Source organism: Ruegeria sp. CDSA033, assembly GCF_059612305.1.
This window is the reverse complement of record NZ_JBXWQI010000001.1, coordinates 598,950-620,418: the sequence shown is the minus strand read 5'-3', so window position 1 is coordinate 620,418 and position 21,469 is coordinate 598,950. Positions and strand designations below refer to the sequence as shown.

The following is a 21,469-nucleotide window of genomic DNA, read 5'->3' as shown; positions in this document are numbered from 1 at the left end:
CATTGCGCCCAACCGGCCTAACATACGGGCATGAGCGACAAATACCTCAAAGACGCCTACGGGCTTGAAACGCCTGAGGCGACCCGTACGCATTATCAGAAATGGGCCTCGTCATACGACGCCGACGTTGGGTCACATGGCTATGCCACGCCTGGCCGCGTGGCCGAGGCGCTTTGGTCCCAGATGCCCGAACCGCAGACGCCTGTTCTGGATTACGGTTGTGGCACGGGTCTGTCCGGCAAAGCCCTGCACGATACGGGATTTCAGGTAATCGATGGTGTGGATCCCACGCCAAAGATGCTTGAAGGGGCAGCCGCCAAGGAGGTTTACAGAAACCTCACTACGTTTGAGATCACCGATCCGGAACCGCTGGAGCAAGATGCCTATAAGGCAATCACAGCGATTGGCGTGATCGGAACCGGCGCCGCACCGCCAGAGACATTCGACCTGTTGATGAAGGCGCTACCCAAAGGTGGCTTACTGGCCTTTTCCTTCAACGATCACACACTTGACGATCCGTCCTTTACCACCCGTTTGAACGATTGGCTGGACATGGGCGCTGCGCGGTTGTTGTTTCGGGAATACGGGCCGCACCTTCCCGGGATGGACCTTAAATCTGACGTGTATGTTGTTGAGAAGACGTGACATTCACTACCAGATTTGCCCCATCTCCTACGGGACCGCTTCATCTTGGCCATGCCTATTCTGCACTTCTTGCCAGTGATATGGCCGCCGCTGAAGGCGGTATATTTTTGTTGCGGATAGAAGACATCGACCGCTCCCGCTGCCGGGCAAATTGGGAAGAGCAGATTTATGACGATTTGACCTGGCTAGGATTGACCTGGCCAGAACCCGTGATGCGGCAATCGTCTCGTGTGTCAACTTATAAAGACGCGCTGAAAACGTTGTGGTCCCAAGGTCTATTGTACCCGTGCACGTGCAACCGTCGGGACATTGCCGCCGCCGCCGGAGCGCCGCAGGAAGGAGTTCCTCTGCATGGGCCGGATGGGATCATTTATCCGGGCACTTGCAGGGATGTTTCAGATCGAACGGGTCCGATTCCACAAGATTTGCCCCTTCGAATGGACATTGAAATGGCTGCACGTGTAGTTCCAGATCTGTTTAGGACTGCCACTCAACCATTTGCAAAAGCGGCGGTTTTCGAAGAAACAGGCGCAGGACCGGAAGGGGAAACGGGCCCCGTCACTTTCACTGCTGATGAGTTGCGGGACACAATCGGAGACGTGGTATTGTCCCGGCGCGATATGGGAACCTCCTACCATTTATCCGTCGTTCTGGATGATGCAGAACAAGGCGTTACCCACGTCGTACGCGGTCAGGACCTGTTCGAGGCGACGCGTATCCATGTTCTGCTGCAGGCTTTGCTCGGCTTGCAGACACCCGTCTATCACCATCACAAACTGATCCGAGATGATGCAGGCAAACGCTTGGCAAAACGCGACGACGCGCGCGCCATCTCCAAGTATCGTGACGACGGGATTTCCGCAGAACAGGTTCGGGCCATGGTTGGGCTGTGATCGCCCTAGTCCATTGGACCCATCAGTTCGACTTCGCCGCCATCCCGCACTGCGGTGTAGAAACAGGTGCGTCGGTTGGTGTGGCAGGCCGCGCCGGTCTGTCGCACCAGAACCAACAGGCAGTCGCGATCACAATCGACGCGAAAATCGACCAGCTCCTGAACATGCCCCGAGGTTTCGCCCTTGATCCAGAACGACTGACGTGACCGCGACCAATACGTCACGCGGCGTGTTTCAAGTGTTTTTTCAACCGCTTCTGCGTTCATCCATGCCATCATCAGCACCTCGCCAGAGGTTTCATCCTGTGCGATCGCCGGGATCAGACCGGCGTCGTTAAACTTCAGGCTCGACGGAAAGAAATTGACGGTCTCGGACATCGTAAAAACCTTTTGCATCCCGGTGGATGGCTACTATGTATGGGGAACACGCAACGAGGGAAAGCCATGTCTGGCGAGAACGACCTGATAAAGCTGTATTCCGGGCGCATTCTGGCCCTGGCTGCGGATATTCCGCATCTGGAACGACTGAAAAGCCCTGATGCGACCGTCAAGAAACGCTCGCCATTGTGCGGATCGACCGTAACCGTGGACGTCAAGGTTGAGAACGGTCACGTGTCCGACTTTGGTCAGGACGTTAAGGCCTGCGCCCTGGGTCAGGCCTCGGCCTCGGTCGTTGGATCCGCTGTAATCGGAACCACGCGCGCGCAAATCGAAACCGCGCGGGATCAGCTGTCGACTATGCTGAAGAAAGACGGCCCTGCTCCGGACGCACCATTTGACGGGCTGGAAGTTCTCATGCCTGCGCGTGATTACAAGAACCGGCACGCTTCGATTCTGCTGGCGTTGGATGCGACTGCTGAAGCTATGGAACAAGCCGAACAGGCCAACTGCGCCTGAAGATGGTAATTCAATTCAAACCCATCTAACCTCCGCCATAGTTTTGGGGAGAATTTGGTTTGAATAGTTTGCTGGAACATTTTGTTACCCTGTGGGTCGTTATTGATCCGATTGGAACAATTCCCGTATTTATCGCCGTTACAGCCGGGCTTGGGGCGGCGGCGCGTCGTAAAACAGCCTTGTTGGCGGCGTTCATAAGTGCCGGGGTTTTGCTGTTCTTCCTTGTCTTTGGACAACTGCTGATCGAGGCGTTGGATATCGGGTTGAACTCGTTCCAAGTGGCCGGAGGGATCATCCTGTTCCTGTTCGCCCTGACGATGATCTTTGGCGAAAGCAAACAAGAGGTTGAACAACGCGCAGCAGAAGACGATCAGGAAGACAAGTTCCACAAGGCCAACCCCGCGATCTTTCCGTTGGCGGTACCCTCACTGGCGTCGCCGGGTGCGATGCTGGCAGTGGTTATCCTGACTGACAACAACCGGTTCAGCGTGGCAGATCAGGGTATCACGGCACTGGTTATGCTATCTGTCGTGGCCATCGCCTTTGTTTTGATGCTGCTGGCCGAGCCGATCATTCGACTGATTGGCCATTCCGGTGCCGCCATTATCAGCCGCATCATGGGGATGATCCTGGCATCGGTTGCAGTGAATTCCGTGCTATCAGCGATGCTCGAAATCTTCAAAACCGGACAGTTGTAAAAAAAACCGCCGCTCCTTCCGGGCGGAAAGGGCGGCGGCAAGCAATGCGTGTCTCGTGTGGGATCCGTATTTTCGCGCAGGGCCGAGGCATGGCCCTTTCAAGGGAATTGGGACAGGCAGGTCACCCTTGACTGAAATGGGGACGACGGCGCGGAGTTTTCGGCACGAGATCGCAGGCAGAAAGGGTCAGAACGTTCCGGGAAGGTGAAGGGCAACCACCAGCATCACCACCAATGACACCGCACCTGCCGCATCCTGCAATAGCGTGGAATGCGAACGGCTTATGGCGGTCTTGATCTGGGTCAGCATGGTCTCACCTCCGGTCGGGTTTTAATCCTTTGTTGACCTTTTGTTCTCATATTTTGCCGAGTCGGTAAAGAACTTTTTGAGAACATTTGTGAACTTTACGGAACTAAATTGCTAACCCACTGAAATCAAACGGATTGCCTGATCCTGTTTCATAAGCCAAAGCAGAACACGCACCGCTTGCCCACGTTCCGTGGCCAGGGTCGGGTCTTTGCTAAGCAAATTGCGTGCGTCCGTCTGTGCGACAGCCATCAACCCGGCCTGCCGTTCAAGGTCCGCAATCCGGAATTTCGGCAACCCGGACTGGGCCGTCCCGATCAGGTCGCCGGCGCCCCGCATCTGCAGGTCTGTCTCTGATATCTGGAACCCGTCTTCGGTCTCACGCAGAACTTCCAGCCGTTTGCGCCCACCTTCACTGAGCGGTGGTTGATACATCAGCAAGCAGGTCGAGTCCGCCTCACCCCGTCCAACGCGGCCGCGCAGCTGGTGTAATTGAGCCAACCCGAAAATCTCAGCCCGTTCGATCACCATGATCGAGGCGTTCGGAACATTCACGCCAACTTCGATTACAGTCGTGGCCACAAGCACTTTTGTCCGGCCTTCCTGAAACGCGGCCATTGCGGCATCCTTGTCGGACGCGGGCATCTGGCCATGGACCAGGCCGACAATACCTTCGCCCAGTATGGCACGCAGCCGTTTGAACCGCTCTTCCGCAGCCGTCAGGTCCGAGACTTCGGATTCATCGACCAGCGGACAGACCCAATAGCACTGACGCCCTTCATCGATAGCCCGACGCAAATGCGCCACGACGTCATCCATACGCTCGGTGCTGATAATCGCTGTTTTGATTGGTTTCCGCCCCGGTGGTTTTTCATCCAGAACTGAGACGTCCATGTCCCCATATTGCGCCAAGGCCAGGCTGCGCGGGATCGGTGTCGCGGTCATCACCAGAACATCCGCGCCCTGCCCTTTTTCGGACAGCTCCATCCTTTGGCGGACCCCAAACCGGTGCTGTTCGTCCACGATGGCAAGTCGCAGGGCGTGGAACTCCACATCGCTTTGAAACACCGCGTGGGTGCCGACAAGGATGTGAATATCGCCCTGTTTTAGGGCGGCCAGCTTTGCACGCCGTTCGGCGCCCTTGTCCCGCCCAGTCAGGATTTCCAGAACGACTCCGGCCTCTTCGGCAAGCGGGCGCAGGCCTTCCAAATGCTGCCTGGCCAGAATCTCGGTCGGCGCCATCATGACACCCTGTCCACCAGCCTCGACCGCAACCAGAAGGGCCATGAAGGCGACCAGAGTTTTCCCTGCGCCCACATCGCCTTGCAGCAATCGGTTCATCCGTGCGTCCGAGCCCATGTCGGCGGTTATTTCCTTGATCGCCCGCGCCTGGGCCCCGGTGGGTTTGTAAGGCAGATTAGCAAGAACTTTAGCTTGCAGAGCACCAGTGCCGACGCTCACGATGCCCCGGGCCTTTCGCTCGCGTTGTCGCGCCAGAGCCAGCGTCACCTGATGGGCAAAAAGCTCATCATAGGCAAGGCGTTCCCGGGCTGGCGCATGCGCGGCCACATCATCCGCCCCCTGTGGATTGTGCGCCGCGGATACAGCCGTGGCCCAATCCGCCCAGCCCTGTTTTGACACTTGCGCAGGGTCAATCCACTCAGCCAGCTGAGGCGCGCGGGTCAATGCGCTACGTGCCGCCTTGTACGCCGTTTTTTGGGTGATGCCCTGTGTCAGGTGATAAACCGGCTCGAACTCAGGAATGTCATCCGCGCTTTCCACGGGCAGCATGTGATCTGGATGAACCATCTGCGCCATGCCGTCGAACAGTTCGAGCTTGCCAGAGATCACACGACGGCTGCCTTGCGGTAGAACTTTTTTCAAATAGTCGCCGCGCGCGTGGAAAAAGACCAACTGAAACTCGGTCTGCGTGTCTTCAACGTGAACGCGGTAAGCCCCACCCTTGCTTCGCGACGGTCGGTGGGTGCCGACTGTGACCTCAACCGTCAATGTCGTTGGCAGATCAGCCCCCTGGATTGTATCGCGCCGCCTGCGGTCCACGACAGCGTAGGGCAAGCCGAACAGCACATCACGCGGCGACTCGATCCCTGCCTGCACCATTGTCTGCGCAGTTTTGGGGCCAACGCCTTCCAGCGTCTCCAGCCCCGCGAACAGGGGAAACAGGATTTCAGGACGGCCGCTCATGTGGTGCCGATCAGGTGCAGCCATTCATCTTCGTCCAGCGTCTCTATCCCAAGCTCTGCTGCCTTCTTGGCTTTTGACCCAGCACCAGGGCCTGCGACCAGCAAATCAGTCTTCTTGCTGACCGACCCAGAGACCTTGGCCCCCAGCGCTTCGGCGCGGGCTTTGGCCTCGGCGCGGGTCATCTTTTCAAGTGACCCTGTAAAGACAACCGTCTTGCCAGCCACCGGACTGCCCGATGTGTCGGGTCGTTTGGCGTCCTGCACGTCCAATTGTGCGACCAAAGCGTCGATGCTCTTGCGCTCTGCGTCTTGCGCAAATGCGGACACCAACGCGCGCGCCATGACGTCACCTACGCCATCAATACCCAAAAGCTCGTCCCACTCAGGGCCTTCGAAATCAGCAGCTGCGGTGACGGCGTGCTCAAATTCTGTCCAGGCGCCATAGTGGTTCGCGATCAGATTCGATGCCGCCTCTCCGACGTGTCGAATGCCCAATGCAAAAAGGAGGCGTCCGAATGGGATTTGGCGTTTTTCATCAATTGCAGCCCAAAGGTTCCCGGCCCTTTGCGCGCCCCAGCCCTTGCGGTTGGCGAGCTTGTTTAGATTGGCCGCATCTCTGTTCCGCAGTGTAAAGATGTCCACCGGGGTTTTGATTGGCAAGTCCGGGTCATCGTAGAACATTTCAATCTGCTTGGCGCCCAGCCCTTCGATATCGAACGCTTTCCGAGATACGAAATGTTTCAATTTTTCAACGGCCTGCGCCGGGCAAATAATCCCACCGGTGCAGCGTCTAACGGCATCGCCTTCTTCCCGAACCGCATCACTGCCGCATTCCGGACAGGTCGTGGGAAAATCATAAGGTTGCGCGCCATCTGGACGTTTCGAAATATCGACATCCGCCACTTTTGGGATCACGTCGCCCGCGCGATAAACCTGCACCCAGTCGCCGACCCTAATATCTTTCCCATCCCGGATCGTACCGCCCTTTGCGTCGCGACCAGCGACATAATCCTCGTTATGCAGCGTGGCATTGGACACGACGACGCCACCAACAGTTACCGGGTGCAGCCGGGCAACCGGGCTGAGCGCACCCGTGCGACCCACCTGAATGTCGATTGCCTCCAGCCTTGTCCATGCCAGTTCAGCGGGAAACTTATGCGCGATGGCCCATCTGGGGGTCGTGGATCTGAACCCCAACCGGGCCTGCAGCGCCAAGTCGTTCACCTTGTAGACAACGCCGTCGATGTCATAGCCAAGCGTTGCGCGTTGCGCTTCGATGCTACGGTAGTGCTTGATCATCTGATCTGTCGTTTCGCACAACGCTGTCAGTGGGTTGGTTGAGAAACCGAATTCCGCCAACCGTTCAATGGCACCCAATTGTGTATCGGCCAAGGGGGCTGACAACTCACCCCAAGCATAGGCGAAAAACCGCAGCGGACGGGAGCGTGTGATTTTCGCGTCAAGCTGCCTCAACGACCCTGCGGCAGCGTTTCGTGGATTTGAAAATACCTTTTCGCCCAGCTCTGTCTGTCGCGCGTTCAGCTTGTCGAAGTCTTCATGCGACATGTAAACTTCACCGCGTACTTCCAGAACATCCGGAGCGTTTTCGACGCTGTGCGGAATGTCCGAGATAGTCAGCGCGTTCGCAGTCACGTTTTCACCAATCTCGCCATCGCCGCGGGTCGCCGCCTGCACGAGCTTCCCCTGTTCATACCTTAGCGACAAGGACAGACCGTCAATCTTGGGTTCCGCTGTAAAAGACAGCTCGGCCGTGTCGCCCATTCCAAGGTACTTGCGGATCGACCGATCAAAATCAGCAACGTCCTCATCGTTGAACGCATTGCCCAGGGACATCATTCTGACGGCATGTACGAGTTTTGAAAATCCCTCCGCCGGTCTTGCGCCCACTTGATCTGTGGGGCTGTCGGTCCGTTTCAACTTAGGGAAACGCGCCTCGATGTCCGCGTTTCGCCTCTTTAGCGCATCGTAGTCCGCGTCCGAGATCTCGGGGGCGTCCTCAGCGTGATACAGCGTGTTGGCCCGCGCAATCAATTCCGCAAGCCGCGCCAGCTCGGCACGTGCTTGATCTTCCGTCAGCTCTGTTACCGCAATTGAATCGCTCATGGCCTCGCCCTGTCACATAGTCTTTGAACCCAGTGATAGGGCGAGGCCATGGCTAGGTCCAGATGTGCTGTTCCATGAGTGAGGGGGTCGCCCTGAACCTGCGGCGACCAGATTTCATTTGAAATCAGGCACCAACGGCGATCCGACGTTCGTCCAGACTGTTGCTTTGGGGATCGCGCAGCACGTAACCCCTGCCCCAGACGGTTTCGATATAGTTTTCGCCGCCGGTCGCATTGCTGAGTTTTTTGCGCAGTTTGCAGATGAAAACGTCAATAATTTTCAACTCGGGCTCGTCCATACCGCCATAAAGATGGTTCAGGAACATCTCTTTGGTCAGCGTGGTGCCTTTGCGGAGGCTTAGCAGTTCAAGCATTTGGTATTCCTTGCCGGTCAAATGAACGGCCTTGCCTTCAACCTCAACGGTTTTGGCATCCAGGTTCACCGCGACCCGGCCCGTATGAATGATGGACTGGGAATGCCCTTTTGACCGGCGAATGATTGCGTGAATTCGGGCAACCAGTTCTTCACGATGGAAGGGTTTGGTCATGTAGTCGTCTGCGCCAAAACCAAAGCCCTTGATTTTGCTTTCGGTATCGTCCGCGCCCGACAGGATCAGAATGGGGGTTTCAACACGCGCAATGCGCAGCTGACGCAATACTTCGTGTCCATTCATATCCGGCAGGTTCAGGTCCAGAAGGATCAAGTCATAATCGTACAGTTTGGCCAGATCGATGCCTTCCTCGCCCAGATCCGTCGCATAGACGTTAAGATTGGCGTGCGTCAGCATCAGCTCAATGCTTTTCGATGTGGTCGGATCATCCTCGACAAGAAGTATACGCATTTACTGCTCCAATTAAGGTCAAATTACCAATTGAAATTGAGACTGATCAAATATGGTTAACCTGACGTTACCGTTGAATCATTTTTTCACACTCACCCTTAGGTTGTCGATATTTTTTTAATGCAGTGACTTTCAGAGCATCCGCGCCGTGTTCAGCGACCGCTGAAACCCAGGAATTGAACTCTTCATCGCTTAGCCCATAGCGTTTTTTGGCGTCCGACAACGAAATCAGCCCGTATAGAACGCCGCGCACCACAATGACCTTGCGCGAAGCGACCCATCTGGTCGTCTCTGCAGGTGGTAGATCGCTACGCGATAAAACCGTTCCATCCGGCAGGGTTACGGACCTTGGCCCTTCGACTTTGTGCAAATACATCTCTTGACCCTTTTTCAGCTGCGACAAAGCTGACAACAGCCTACTTAATGTCGCGTGAAACCGCCCCTTGAGAGTGTGTAGAATTTTCCTATATTCTGCCGGTCTTTCTTAACCCGCACTGGAATCGTCATGGCCCTCGATACCGAGACACCACTGAACTCGCTTGGCTTTGCCAAACCCCCGTCAGAGACGCGGGTGGTTGTTGCCATGTCTGGCGGCGTCGACAGTTCAGTTGTTGCCGCTTATCTGGCCGATCAGGGCTATGACGTGGTTGGCGTGACGCTGCAGTTGTATGACCACGGCGCGGCCTTGGCCAAGAAAGGCGCCTGTTGCGCGGGGATTGATATCCATGACGCGCGGCGTGTGGCCGAGGAGCGCGGCTTTCCGCATTACGTTCTGGATTACGAGAACATCTTCAAAGATGCTGTGATCGACGAATTCGCCGACAGCTATCTGGCCGGAGCGACTCCGGTCCCATGTATCCGGTGCAACGAGCGCGTGAAGTTCAAGGACCTCCTGGAAACCGCCAAGGACCTTGAAGCCGACTGCATGGCGACTGGTCACTATATCCAGCGCAAGATGGGCGCGAACGGGCCAGAACTGCACAGCGCCGAGGACGCGAACCGGGATCAATCCTATTTCCTGTTTTCCACTACGCCTGAGCAGTTGGACTTTCTGCGATTTCCTCTGGGCCACCTGCCCTCGAAAGACGCAACCCGAGAGATGGCCGCGCAATACGGGCTGTCGGTGGCAGACAAGCCCGACAGTCAGGACATCTGCTTTGTGCCCGATGGCAACTATGCCAGCGTGATCGAAAAGTTGCGCCCCGGTGCGGCGGAACCAGGTGAGATCGTTCATTGCGACGGTCGGGTGCTTGCGCAGCACAATGGCGTCATCCACTACACCATCGGTCAGCGCCGCGGTCTGGGTATCGGTGGGCTGAGCGAGCCTTTGTATGTGGTAAAGTTGGACGTGGACAAAAAGCAGGTAGTGGTTGGCCCGAAAGAGCTGTTGGCGACCCGGACCGTTCCGGTGCGCGAGATCAACTGGCTGGGGGATGAACCTTTTACTTCGCGTGACGAATGGCATCTGTCGGTTAAGGTGCGGTCGACCCGCCCGCCGCGTGAGGCGATTGTCCGACCTCTGTCTGAAACGACTGCCGAAGTCGAATTGCTGACACCCGAGGAAGGCATTTCGCCCGGTCAGGCCTGCGTGTTCTATTCCAATGAAAGCAGCCGCATATACGGCGGCGGCTGGATCTGGCGCGGTTACTGAGGCGTCCGGATCACAAGACGTCGGTCGGGCTGTTCACCAGAATATACAGTCCGACTGCTACCATGATGTAAGGTGCGATCCTGTCTAGCCTGGCAAAACGCGGACCTAAAACCTGAGCGCGTGGTGCGCCCCAACTTGCAATCCCGATCAACATTGCCAGTGCGCACCCGGCCCCGATCATGGCCGTCAACCGAAACGCTGGCGTCGAATCCGCGAACAGCGGTGTCATAGCCGCAAGCGTGTCAATCGACAGGGTCAGAAACAACGCTACGACCGAAGTGATGGCCCCGGTATCGGGCAGTTGACGTCCGCCCGAGCCTTTCCGTTGTTGCCAGATGCCATAAATGCCCAGAGACAGCGGGATAATCCCAAGATAACCGACCCAATTCAGAAACCGGCTGTGATCCAACCCGCTGGCAATCACAAGCGACAGGCTCAGAATGATCATTTGCGCCGCGGCAAAGCCAAACACGGCCCGGCGCGTCTCCATCACCATGATCAGGCCGAAAAGGATGACCAGATTGTCCAGGTTAGTTGAAATGGTCACGATCGCCGCGGAAAATGCGAACAGGATGTGTTCAATCATGGCGATTGGGCAGCCTGTTCAAAACCGCTCGGGCGGCGCGCAGACCCGGCGCTTCACCACCCCGCCCCAGACGGTCCATGGTCACGTCCATCGCGCTGCGCTGCGCATCCGGACTGGTGGCCACGTCTGAGAGTGCCGAGGCTATCCTATCGGGCTCGCAATCATCCAGCAGGCATTCAGGAACCGCGCGCGTTTCAGACACCAGATTTACAAGCGTCGCTGTGTCCAAATTCACCATGCGCTTTGCGATCAGTGTCGTTAGCCAGTTCAGATTGTAGGCAATCACCATTGGCGTTGCCTGTGCGGCCAGTTCCAACGAAACTGTACCAGACGCTGCAAGCGCAAGGTCAGCCGCAGCAAAAGCCGCCCTTTTCTGCGCCTGAGCCTGGTCCGAGGGCAAGTCCCGCGGATCAACCACGACTGGCGACCCTGGCCAGTCCTTAACTTGCTCGGTGACCGCATCAACCATATGGGCCACAGCCGGCACGACAACGCGCGTGTCAGGGCGCTGTTTCAGAAACAGGCTTAACGCCTGACCAAAGATCGGAGCCAGACGATCAACCTCACCCCGTCGCGAACCAGGCAAGGCCAGAACGATGGGCGCTTGGCCCAAACCGTACGCCTCGCGAAAGGCCTGAATGTCTAGTTCGATCGCCACTGGTTCGCTGACAACAGGGTGCCCGACAAAGTCACATTCCATCCCCGCGCGCTGCATATAGGGTGGCTCGAATGGCAACAGGGCTAGTACATGGTCGATGACCTTGGCCATCTTGTCCGCACGCCCGGGACGCCAGGCCCAGACACTGGGGGCAACATAATGAACTGTGCGAATAGTACTTTGCGCTTTGACCAGCTTGGCAACCCGCAATGAGAAATCGGGACTGTCGATGGTGATCAGAACGTCTGGATTGCTATCCAGAACAGCCTGCGCTGTCTCAGAAATTCGACGTTTGAGGTGAAAGAACTTGGGTAGAACCTCGACCAGTCCCATAACCGACAATTCGGACATGGGAAAAAGGCTGTCCAACCCCTGCGCCTGCATCAATGGACCGCCGACGCCCTGGAATTCAACCTCGGGAACCAGAGACTGCAGGCCTTCCATCAGCGCGCCGCCAAGCCGGTCCCCCGAAGGTTCACCGGCGACAACGAAAACCCGCATCAGTTCGTCCGCTCGCGAACGTACAGGAACAGGCCAAGCCGATCACATTCCGCAATCACACGGTCTTTCTCAAGTACAAGAACACCGCCCTTTTCGATCACAATTCCCGACAGCCCCGCCGCAACTGCACCAGACACAGTATCCGGCCCAATCGCAGGCAAATCAGCGCGCGTGTCCTGATCCGGTTTTGGTGCTTTGAACAGAATGCCGCCGCCCGCATCGGGGCGCTGAGTCAGAGACTGCAACATCCATGCCGTGCCGAAGATACCCTCAATCGCCAGCGCCTGCCGTTTTGAAAACACGCAGGCCTGCCCCACATCCGCAGCCCCCATCGCCCGCACGACCCCCGAGGCGCGATCGGCATCAGCCAAATCAGCCTCGGACGGTTGTGACTGCGTCAAACACCCGAGTTGCGGAAGAAGGTTCGGCGCGATTTCATGGGCGGCCTTAACCTCCAGACCTGCATCCTCAAAAATGCCGATGACCGCGCGCAGCGCCGCATCATCACCGGACATGATGGCTTGTTGCAGGATTGGGACCAAAGGCATCGTTGCCGCGTCGATCCTTGCAGGGTTAATGGGCGGTCGGCCTACGGCACCTGCCATACAGATCTGGGTCACACCCCGCGCCTTGATGTCGGCAAGAAAGGTTCCAACCTGTTCCAGGGGAAATTCGACATCCGGGGTCAGAGTGTCCGGACGGAACCCCTCCATGGCGCAGACCACCGGGCGGTCGGACAATTGCGCGACAACTTCACCCGGCAAAACGCCTGTTCCAGCAATCAGCGCCAGCATTGTTTATTTCCCCGGTGTAAGGAAAGACCGATCCGAATGTCCGGTGACAAAATCGACGATCCGCTGAACGTATTCGCTTTCGTTATCCGCGCCGACCCGATGTGCCCGTTCCATGAACGTACCATCGCCCGTGGACAATTCGCGGAAGGCTGCCCGCAATGCGGCAATATCCTCACGTGAGACACCTCGCCGTTTGAGGCCGACGAGGTTTAGACCATCAAGTTCGCCACGTGGCGCCTGAACCAGGCCATATGGGATCACGTCGTTCGGAACCATGGTCAATGCGCCGATGATCGCGCCACGCCCGACGCGGACCCACTGGTGCAATCCAGAGATACCACCGACAATCACGTCATCCTCAATGATGCAATGACCCGCTGCACCGGCATGGTTCACCATGATCACACGGTTGCCGATCTGAACATCATGGGCCACATGCACGCCCGCCATCAGCAGACAATCATCCCCAATCCGCGTAACGCCACCGCCGCCATCGGTCCCGGTATTCACCGTGACATGTTCGCGAATCCGGTTGCGATTGCCGATCTCAAGGCGCGTATTCTCACCACCGAACTTCAGATCCTGCGGGATCTCTCCGATGACCGAAAAGTTGAAGATCACGGTTTCTTCACCAACCGAAGTATCACCGGTCACCACAACATGCGATTTCAGCTCGACCCGATCCGCAAGCTTGACCTGAGGACCCACATAGCAAAACGGACCTACGACGCAGCCTTCACCAATCTGCGCGCCGTCTTCGATGATTGCGCTTGGATGGATGCCGCTCATGTGGTCTTTTCCATATCCCAGTCGACATAGGCCGAAAACTCGGCCTCGGCCGCGACCTCTCCTTCGACCGTGGCGCGACCGGCAAATTTGAAGATCTTGCCACCCTTTTTACCGCGAACCGTTTCGACATGCATCTCAAGCACGTCGCCCGGGATTACCTTGCGACGGAATTTGCATTTGTCGATGTTCATGAAATAGATCAGCAGCTCACTGTCGATCACATCCATGCCCACGCCCAGCATGACCCCTGCGGTCTGTGCCATCGCCTCGACAATGGTCACGCCCGGCATGATCGGGGTTCCCGGAAAATGGCCTTGGAAATGCGGCTCGTTCATGGTGACATTCTTGATGCCAACAGCCGATTGAAAGCCCGAGATATCGACGACTTTGTCGACCAGCAGAAACGGATAGCGGTGAGGCAATATCCGCTGGATCAGCTGAATGTCTGCGCTTTTGGTTTCCGTGGTCATAGTGCAGTCGTCCCGTTCTGGATTTCTCTTTGACGCGTGGTTAGCAACACCGCGCCTTAAGGGCAAGCAAACCTATTCTTTGCTTTCGTCTTCAAGTTGGCTGCCATCGCCAATCTGTTTATTGATCCGCGCAATCGCCGTGTCCGTCACATCGGTTCGGTCCGAGCTGAGAAAGACATTGGACCGCTCGATAACCACCGATGCCCCGGATTCGCGCAACAACTCGATCAGGATCGGTTGCACAAGAACCAGAAAAGTCTGGCGCGCTTCCTCGCTTTGGCGCGCAAGCGCGTCCAGTTTGGCGCGCTGACTTTCGCGGTGCGACTGAACCTTATTGTCGAAGGCCTCGGCCAGAGGGCGAAACTCCTCGGTTGGCAGTTCTGCGCGCTTTTCGGTCAGGTCTTTTTCTTCCTTGCTCAGCTCAGCGACGATCCGTTCATTCTCGTCGGCCAGCAATGTGCCTTCGATTTCGATCTCGCGCATGACGCGGCGACCGAATTGCGACTCGGAAAACAACCGGTCGCTGGACAGTGTCAGAACATTCGCCTGAGGAACGCCTAGTTGCTGCGCCTGAGCGGTCGACACGCAGGCCAGCACCAGAAAAACGCACAGGGCCCGAATTGGGCCCTGCACTTCATTAAATATCCGGTTCAACATCTGGCGATCAGAACCGTGCCTGAACGGTCAGGTCAAAGTTCTGTTCCTTGTCGAAATCTTCTTTCTTCAAGGCTTTCGAGAAGTTGAACCGCAGCGGCCCAAAAGGCGTTTCCCACAGAACCGACACACCGATCACATGGCGGACAGACCCGTCCGCGCCCACGATGTCGGCACCAGCGGTGTTCACGTTGTTGATGTTGTAGACGTTACCAACATCGTAGAACACACCGCCGCGCAGCCCCAGTTCTTCGGGCAGGCCAAGCGGGAAGTCTGATTCAAAGCGGGCAACCCAGTAGTAGTTACCACCGATCGCATCGTCCTGGCCGTTCGACAGGTCTCGCGGACCCAGACCCGCAGGTTCAAAGCCACGGAACGTGTTCGGACCAATCAAGAAGCGGTCGAGCACACGGCTGAAGTCGTCGCCCTGCCAATGCAGTGCACCTACTTCCATCGATGCCCGCAGAACAACTTCCTCGTTCAGGACACGTGTCTGCGCGATGCCGCGCGCTGTGGTCTTGTAGAACTCGTTGTCGCCGCCAAGACCGGCTGCATCAACGCCCACCTCAAACAAAACGCCCGCATTCGGGTTTAGACCACCGCGTCGGCTATCATAGAGGTAGGATACACCCAGCGTGCTGGATGTCCGCTTACCCTGCTCGATTTCCGAAGCGATAACAGCACCGTTCACTTCATCATCCTGCTGCGTCATCTCGCTGCGGTTCCAACCATAGCGGAGACGGAGCGAAGACAATTCGCTGATTGCGTAGCTCAGCTGCGGCTCGAAGAAGACGCGCTTGGTATCGTAACTCGCAAAGCTCGAATTCGTCGATGCCAGGCCGAGACCAAGATCGAACTGCAACCGGCGACCCAGCAAGTATGGTTCGGTGAAGTTGATGATGTATTGCTCGGAATCTTGTGCTGTCGACAGGGTCAACCCAAGGTTTTGACCGCGACCCAGGAAGTTGGATTCGTTCAGACCAATTGCAATCCCGAAACCGTCGGAAATCGAGTAGCTACCACCAAGGCTCAGCGAGCCGGTGGGCTGTTCTTCGACGTCCACATCCACAATCACCTGGCTGGGCGTGGACCCTTCGCGCGGCTCCACGTCGGCCACGGCAAAGAACCCAAGAGCACGGATACGTTCGGCGCTTTGGCGGATTTCGCGCGGGTTGAACGGATCACCTTCGACCGTATCGAACTGGCGACGGATCACGCGGTCCAATGTCGTTGTGTTGCCTTCGATGTCGATACGTTCAACAAAAATCCGCGGACCTCTGGTCAGAACAAACTGAACGTCCAGCGTAAGATCGCGGGGGTTACGTGTGACCCGCGGTTCGACCCGCAGGAAATCAACACCCTGTTTCAAACCCAACCGTTCCTGACGCGCGATCGAGCTTTCAATCAGAGACGGGGAATAGGTCACACCCGGACGGATTTTCAACGCCGCTTGATATGCGGCGGGATCCACCCCGGGGATTTCACTGACGGTCGAAATCTTACCGAACGAGAACTTCTGCCCCTCGGTGATGTTCATCACCAGGAAGAACGCGTCACGTTCGCGGGTGAATTCGACGTTTGCGCTGTTCACGCGGAAATCCACGTATCCGCGCGACAGATAAAAGTCGCGGATGACTTGCTTATCGAACTCGATCCGGTCAGCGATAAACGTGTCGCCGCGCAGGAACGTGCGCAGAATGTTGGCCTGTTTTGTCTCAAGAATTCGGCGCAAGCGGCGATCCGAGTATGCCCGGTTGCCGACAAAGCTGACACGCTCGACCTCGATCGTGGTGCCCTCGGCAATTTCAAAGACAAGATCGACGCGGTTGTCGCTGCGGCGAATGATGCGTGGGATGACGGTCGCGGAAACGCGGCCCTGCGCGGAATAGATTTCGGCGATCTGATCCGCGTCGGCTTCAGCAAGTTGTGGTGTGAAAACCCGGCGGGGTTGAGAATTGATCGCCTCAAGCAGAAGGTCGTCTTTTACGCGACGATTCCCTTCGATGCTGATTTGGTTGATCGTCGGATATTCTTCGACCTCGATCACCAGTGTGCTTCCACGCGGCGTCAGTTCAACTGTCTCAAAAACACCACTGTCAAGCAAACGCTGAAACGCATCGTTCAATTGTCCGGCGGTCACTGTCTGGCCGGGTTGGATTCCAGTTCGGGCAATGATTGTCGAACTTTCGATCCGCCTGTTACCCTCAACATCGAACGAATTGATAGTGTAGCTTTGCGCGCTCGCAACCTCCGGCAGGAAGGTAAAGCTTGCTACAAAAACAAAAGAAAAAATACGTAGCGTCTGCCACAAAATATTGTTTGCTGGCTTCTGCCCCCCGCAGGATGTGCCTGCGCCTCGCCTATCAGTCATTTTTTTCTACCCGAATTTTAGGACTTTATTGTTGAGTAGCGAGATTAGGTTTCCTTGTCAAAAGACGAAAACACAAAGCGGCCCAGTGGGCCGCTGCTAATCGTGTTCAATTTTTGTTAAGAATCACATGTTGGCCAAGAAGGCCCAGCCGCCGATGGCGAGTGCAGTCGCACCGAAAAACAGCAAAAAGTCCCAGTTCAACATGAACAGGAAGCTAAAGCTTTGATACGATTTTCGAAGTGTCTTGGTCATTTGAGCATCTGCCGCATAAATTTGAGACGCGATAAAACTATCTGCGGATTGGGGCGAAATTGCGGCTATTGTTGGCGCGCATTGCCGCAATTAGCAGAACAGATCGTTGGACAGGGCGAAGATCATCAAGCCGAGGATCAAGGATACCCCTACCCCCATCAATATCTTCAGCGCGCCATCGCTTGGCGGTTTGCCTGTAACAGCTTCATAGGCATAAAACACCAGATGTCCGCCGTCCAGGGCCGGTATTGGAAACAGGTTCAGCAGGCCAACAGCGGTAGACAGCACGGCGATAAAGAAGATGAAGCTTTGCGCACCTTGGCTGGCCATGGCACCCGAGGTTTCGGCAATACCAATCGGGCCGGACATGTTGCAGGTGCTTATGGCCCCCGTAACCATGTGCCAAATACCGGACAGCGACCCGTCTATAATGCGCAGTGTTTGACGTGCACCGCCCGAAATGGATTCAAGAACTCCGGCCGCCTCGGTCGCGGGTTCCAGCATCATCCCGCCAACGATACCGATGCGCCAATGTGTAACAAAGCCGCCTTCTGACTGCGGTTCGTCCGTGCGGCGCGGGGCAAGTGCGAACTCAAGATCTGCCCCGTCGCGCCAGACATTCAGCAACAGAACTTTCCCGTCGGACCCTTCGACATGCTCTTTCAACTGATCAAATGCAAAGATCGGGTCCCCGTTGACCGACGTGATGACATCACCACGCTGAAGGTCGATATCCATGGCCGCACTGCGGGGGCTAACTTGCTGAATCAGGGGCGGAAACAGCCAGGGACCGGTCACATCCATGGTCTGATCATCGCGGATGACAGTATAATCCAGAACCGGTTCCACCGGCAAAGCGTCAACAAAGTCAGCCCACGCGCCCGCCTCGTCAAAATCGGGCACTGCGACACCGCCAATGGCGACGATTTCGTCACCGTCCTGCAATTGCTGAACAGTGCCGGGCAAAGGGTGCAAGGTCCCGACCGTCAGTGGGTCTTTGGTCACGCCCTGGGTCAAGAAAATCAAGCCAAACACCAGGATCGACATGATGAAATTAAAAACCGGACCTGCGGCAACCGTAGCCGACCGGGCCCAAAGAGGTGCCCCATGCATTGTGCGACGCAGATCCTCCGGACTTTGCTCGGTAATTTCCTCCATCGCGGTTTCGTCTTTGCCTGACGCCGCGTTCGCGTCGCCCAGGAATTTGACATACCCACCAAAAGGCAGCGCGGCGACCTGCCACCGTGTGCCGCGCTTGTCGATGCGGCTCCAAAGAACCGGGCCAAACCCGACCGAGAACACCTCGGCATGAATACCGGACCAGCGTCCAACGATGTAATGGCCGTACTCGTGCACTGCGACGATCACCGAAAGTGCGATGACAAAGGCAATGATCGTATACAGCAAATTGCCGAACTGAGGGATCAGAGAAAGTACGTCCAAAATTTTATCCTGCTCGTTGGATGACGATGTCATCGACCCACATACGTGCCAAATGGTCCGTTTGCAGCACGTTATCAAGGGTTAAAGGGGCATCAATAAGGTCGCCTGCGGCCTCGAACCTGTCCAGAACGGTCTCGACTATGTCGGCCATCTGAAGGAAACCGACTTCACGCGCAATGAACCGATCCAACGCCCGTTCTTTAGCGGCGTTGAAAACAGCACCTGACAGGCCGCCGCGTTCCATCACGGCGCGTGCCAAGCGCAGCGCGGGATACCGCGCCTCATCAGGTTCACTGAACCTCAGCTGCCCAAGTTTTCCAAGATCCAACCGTTCGACCGGCAAACCCTTCCGGTCGGGCCAGTGGAGAGCGTACCCGATGGCATGGCGCATATCCGGGGCGCCCATATGGGCCATGACAGCGCCGTCCTGGAACCCGACTAAGGCATGAACGATGGATTCCGGGTGCACCAGCACTTCGATCTGATCCGGGGGCACGCCGAAGAATTCTTTGGTTTCAATCAGCTCCAACGCTTTGTTGAACATTGACGCGCTGTCGATTGTGATCCGCTGCCCCATATCCCAGTTCGGATGGCTCGAGGCTTGCTCGACTGTTGCATGCGCTAGCTTGCTCAGTGGCCAATCGCGGAACGCGCCGCCACTTGCTGTGATGATGATACGCTCGACCGCAGACATATCCTCGCCGACAAGCGCCTGAAATACGGCTGAATGTTCGCTGTCGACCGGCAAAAGCCGCGCATTGTTCGCTTTGGCCGTCTCAAGAACCAACGCGCCGGCACAGACCAGCGTTTCCTTATTGGCCAACGCCAGCGTGCTGCCCTGCCTTAGGACTTCAAGGCCCGGCTCCAGACCGGCTGCGCCCACAATGGCCGACATAACCCAATCGGCGGGCCGTGCCGCAGCTTCGGTCAGCGCATTTTGACCAGCGGCCACTACGACACCCGAACCTGCAAGGGCCGCGCGCAGATCATCCAGACGGTCTTCATAGGCCGTAATTGCCACATCGGCGTTCAAACGCCGGGCATCTTCCGCCAGTTTTTCGATATTCGCCCCGCCGGTCAGAGCGACGACGTCATACGCGGTGGGGTCGCGATCAATCAGATCAATCGTGTTCTGCCCAATTGATCCGGTCGCGCCGAAGATTGAGATTTTGCGCATCACATCGCTCCGGGGGAATAGAGAATCCCGGCTATCAGAACAAAAAGGGCCGCACCCATCATGCCGTCAAAGCGATCCAGAAACCCGCCATGACCTGGAATCAGGTTCGAGCTGTCCTTAACCGCAAATTTGCGTTTGGTTGCGCTTTCGACAATGTCCCCGGCCTGACTGGCCATCGACGCAAGCACCGAAATCACCACAAACATGACGCCAAAACCGGCATGCACGGCAAAGATCGTGCCAACTATAGCTGCAGCTGCCCACCCGCCTGCGGTGCCCGACCATGTTTTCTTTGGGCTGACCTTTGGCCAGAACTTAGGGCCGCCAAAGGTTTTGCCAACAAAGTATCCCGCAACATCCGTTGCCACGACCACCGAGATCAGCCAGACCATCCAGCCGAACCCCATGTTTTCGCGGATTGAGATGAAGCCCAGACCCGACGCAGCGATCCAGAGAGCGAAAAGCGCATAGATCCCCTTGGAGCGACTGATTTGCCCTGCCCCGACCAAGGCCGGTGCAAGCAGGAATGGCAGCGTATAAAGCGGCGGAAGATGATAGCTGAGCACGACCGCAACACCGGTGAGAATGCCCAACTGGATCGCGACACCATTGCGGTCGGGATCGATCATCCGCACCAGTTCCCAGGTCATTAATCCGCAGGCGATTGCGATAAAGGCTTCGAACCACAGCCCCCCCAGCCACACTTCGACCGAACCGATGCACACAAGCACCGCGGCAGACAGAACACGGGCGGTTAGGTCAGACCATCGGCCCTCGCTCATGCCGGAACCGCTCCGAACCGCCGGTCACGGCTTCCAAAATTTCGGCATAACCGTTCAAGTTCGGCCGAGGTGAAGTCGGGCCAGAGCGTGTCAATGAATTCGTATTCCGAATAGGCGGATTGCCACAAAAGAAAGTTGGATATACGGGCTTCGCCACTGGTTCGGATCACCAGATCCGGATCGGGAAGAACGTGCGTATCCAAATACTTGGGCAGAGTTTCCTCATCCACGTCCTCAGGGCGCAAATGGCCTTCGGCGACGTCACGCGCCAGCCGTTTGGTCGCCCGGGCAACCTCATCCCGACCGCCGTAATTCAAAGCAATGGTCAAGTGCACCAGATCGTTGTGCTGGGTTGCAACCTCCAAAGTGTCCATCAGTTCCGTCAGCTTGGAATCCAGACGGACCCGATCGCCGATAAAGCGCACGCGCACACCGGCTTTGGTCAGGTTGCGCGCTTCTTTGATGATGTACCGTCGAAACAGGCTCATCAACCCGGCGACTTCGACCTGGGTCCGTTTCCAGTTCTCGGTCGAAAAGGCAAAGACAGTCAGATACTTGATGCCCAATTCCGGACAGGCCTCGACCACTTCCCTTACCCGCCGGGCACCGGCCTGATGCCCAAACAGCCTGGGCCGGTTGCGCGCCTGTGCCCAACGCCCGTTCCCATCCATGATGATGGCTACGTGGCGTGGCCCGATAGCGGGTGAGGGTTGCGTGGTGTCAGGCATGATGCG

23 protein-coding genes are annotated in these 21,469 nt (G+C 56.8%); 5 read left to right on the top strand and 18 right to left on the bottom strand.

Annotated elements, in window-relative coordinates:
- The first annotated feature begins 30 nt into the window (after window positions 1-30).
- Together AC2FLA_RS03120 and gluQRS are read left to right on the top strand one after the other, a co-directional pair.
- Window positions 31-645 (top strand): class I SAM-dependent DNA methyltransferase, encoded by a 615-nt coding sequence (locus AC2FLA_RS03120; protein ID WP_496720397.1) that lies wholly within the window; start codon window positions 31-33, stop codon window positions 643-645.
- Window positions 642-1,538, top strand: a complete 897-nt coding sequence (gene gluQRS, locus AC2FLA_RS03115; protein WP_496720395.1) for a tRNA glutamyl-Q(34) synthetase GluQRS — start codon at window positions 642-644, stop codon at window positions 1,536-1,538. Before AC2FLA_RS03120 ends, gluQRS begins: the two co-directional genes overlap by 4 nt.
- A gap of 5 nt (window positions 1,539-1,543) precedes the next feature.
- Here gluQRS and hisI read toward each other — a convergent pair whose 3' ends face one another.
- Window positions 1,544-1,933, bottom strand: coding sequence for a phosphoribosyl-AMP cyclohydrolase (gene hisI, locus AC2FLA_RS03110; protein ID WP_496720393.1), 390 nt, complete (start codon window positions 1,931-1,933; stop codon window positions 1,544-1,546).
- Between the two features lie 48 nt (window positions 1,934-1,981).
- Between hisI and AC2FLA_RS03105 the strand changes: the two genes are divergently transcribed.
- Window positions 1,982-2,434 carry an iron-sulfur cluster assembly scaffold protein gene (locus AC2FLA_RS03105; protein ID WP_496720391.1) on the top strand — a complete coding sequence of 151 codons (453 nt, stop codon included), beginning with the start codon at window positions 1,982-1,984 and terminating at the stop codon, window positions 2,432-2,434.
- 59 nt (window positions 2,435-2,493) lie between these two features.
- Window positions 2,494-3,132: a MarC family protein gene (locus AC2FLA_RS03100; RefSeq protein WP_113790655.1), complete on the top strand. Its 639-nt coding sequence runs from the start codon at window positions 2,494-2,496 to the stop codon at window positions 3,130-3,132.
- Between the two features lie 186 nt (window positions 3,133-3,318).
- Here the strand turns inward: AC2FLA_RS03100 and AC2FLA_RS03095 are convergent, their stop codons facing one another.
- The 5 genes from AC2FLA_RS03095 to sciP form a co-directional block, all read right to left on the bottom strand.
- Window positions 3,319-3,441: a hypothetical protein gene (locus AC2FLA_RS03095; RefSeq protein WP_496720389.1), complete on the bottom strand. Its 123-nt coding sequence runs from the start codon at window positions 3,439-3,441 to the stop codon at window positions 3,319-3,321.
- Between the two features lie 111 nt (window positions 3,442-3,552).
- The gene (gene recG / locus AC2FLA_RS03090; RefSeq protein WP_496720468.1) at window positions 3,553-5,643 is read right to left on the bottom strand and encodes an ATP-dependent DNA helicase RecG; all 2,091 of its coding nucleotides are present in this window, start codon (window positions 5,641-5,643) and stop codon (window positions 3,553-3,555) included.
- The gene (gene ligA, locus AC2FLA_RS03085; protein ID WP_496720387.1) at window positions 5,640-7,766 is read right to left on the bottom strand and encodes an NAD-dependent DNA ligase LigA; all 2,127 of its coding nucleotides are present in this window, start codon (window positions 7,764-7,766) and stop codon (window positions 5,640-5,642) included. Before ligA ends, recG begins: the two co-directional genes overlap by 4 nt.
- Window positions 7,767-7,890: 124 nt before the next feature.
- Entirely contained in the window at window positions 7,891-8,607 is a 717-nt protein-coding gene (ctrA, locus tag AC2FLA_RS03080; protein WP_113790658.1) for a response regulator transcription factor CtrA, read from the bottom strand.
- 67 nt (window positions 8,608-8,674) lie between these two features.
- Window positions 8,675-8,983 (bottom strand): CtrA inhibitor SciP, encoded by a 309-nt coding sequence (gene sciP, locus AC2FLA_RS03075; protein ID WP_496720385.1) that lies wholly within the window; start codon window positions 8,981-8,983, stop codon window positions 8,675-8,677.
- Window positions 8,984-9,112: 129 nt separating this feature from the next.
- Here sciP and mnmA point away from each other — a divergent pair, with 129 nt between their 5' ends.
- Window positions 9,113-10,258, top strand: a complete 1,146-nt coding sequence (mnmA, locus tag AC2FLA_RS03070) for a tRNA 2-thiouridine(34) synthase MnmA (protein ID WP_496720383.1) — start codon at window positions 9,113-9,115, stop codon at window positions 10,256-10,258.
- Window positions 10,259-10,268: 10 nt separating this feature from the next.
- Here the strand turns inward: mnmA and AC2FLA_RS03065 are convergent, their stop codons facing one another.
- The 12 genes from AC2FLA_RS03065 to uppS form a co-directional block, all read right to left on the bottom strand.
- Window positions 10,269-10,844, bottom strand: coding sequence for a hypothetical protein (locus tag AC2FLA_RS03065; protein ID WP_496720381.1), 576 nt, complete (start codon window positions 10,842-10,844; stop codon window positions 10,269-10,271).
- Complete coding sequence (gene lpxB, locus AC2FLA_RS03060; protein WP_496720379.1) at window positions 10,837-12,003, bottom strand: lipid-A-disaccharide synthase; 1,167 nt, start codon at window positions 12,001-12,003, stop codon at window positions 10,837-10,839. Before lpxB ends, AC2FLA_RS03065 begins: the two co-directional genes overlap by 8 nt.
- Complete coding sequence (locus tag AC2FLA_RS03055) at window positions 12,003-12,797, bottom strand: LpxI family protein (protein WP_496720377.1); 795 nt, start codon at window positions 12,795-12,797, stop codon at window positions 12,003-12,005. The genes lpxB and AC2FLA_RS03055 overlap by 1 nt, the downstream gene beginning before the upstream one ends.
- Window positions 12,798-12,800: 3 nt before the next feature.
- A complete protein-coding gene (gene lpxA, locus AC2FLA_RS03050; RefSeq protein WP_496720375.1) occupies window positions 12,801-13,586 on the bottom strand; it encodes an acyl-ACP--UDP-N-acetylglucosamine O-acyltransferase in 786 nt (261 codons plus the stop codon).
- Window positions 13,583-14,056: a 3-hydroxyacyl-ACP dehydratase FabZ gene (fabZ, locus tag AC2FLA_RS03045; protein WP_472723733.1), complete on the bottom strand. Its 474-nt coding sequence runs from the start codon at window positions 14,054-14,056 to the stop codon at window positions 13,583-13,585. Before fabZ ends, lpxA begins: the two co-directional genes overlap by 4 nt.
- A gap of 72 nt (window positions 14,057-14,128) precedes the next feature.
- Window positions 14,129-14,689, bottom strand: coding sequence for an OmpH/Skp family outer membrane protein (locus tag AC2FLA_RS03040; protein WP_496720373.1), 561 nt, complete (start codon window positions 14,687-14,689; stop codon window positions 14,129-14,131).
- Between the two features lie 31 nt (window positions 14,690-14,720).
- Window positions 14,721-17,081, bottom strand: coding sequence for an outer membrane protein assembly factor BamA (gene bamA, locus AC2FLA_RS03035; RefSeq protein WP_496720371.1), 2,361 nt, complete (start codon window positions 17,079-17,081; stop codon window positions 14,721-14,723).
- Between the two features lie 123 nt (window positions 17,082-17,204).
- Window positions 17,205-17,333 (bottom strand): hypothetical protein, encoded by a 129-nt coding sequence (locus AC2FLA_RS03030; RefSeq protein ID WP_496720369.1) that lies wholly within the window; start codon window positions 17,331-17,333, stop codon window positions 17,205-17,207.
- Window positions 17,334-17,423: 90 nt separating this feature from the next.
- A complete protein-coding gene (gene rseP / locus AC2FLA_RS03025) occupies window positions 17,424-18,776 on the bottom strand; it encodes an RIP metalloprotease RseP (RefSeq protein WP_496720367.1) in 1,353 nt (450 codons plus the stop codon).
- Between the two features lie 4 nt (window positions 18,777-18,780).
- The gene (gene dxr / locus AC2FLA_RS03020) at window positions 18,781-19,953 is read right to left on the bottom strand and encodes a 1-deoxy-D-xylulose-5-phosphate reductoisomerase (protein WP_496720366.1); all 1,173 of its coding nucleotides are present in this window, start codon (window positions 19,951-19,953) and stop codon (window positions 18,781-18,783) included.
- A complete protein-coding gene (locus AC2FLA_RS03015; protein WP_496720364.1) occupies window positions 19,953-20,735 on the bottom strand; it encodes a phosphatidate cytidylyltransferase in 783 nt (260 codons plus the stop codon). The genes dxr and AC2FLA_RS03015 overlap by 1 nt, the downstream gene beginning before the upstream one ends.
- A complete protein-coding gene (uppS, locus tag AC2FLA_RS03010; RefSeq protein ID WP_109311554.1) occupies window positions 20,732-21,463 on the bottom strand; it encodes an undecaprenyl pyrophosphate synthase in 732 nt (243 codons plus the stop codon). The genes AC2FLA_RS03015 and uppS overlap by 4 nt, the downstream gene beginning before the upstream one ends.
- Window positions 21,464-21,469 lie beyond the last annotated feature (6 nt).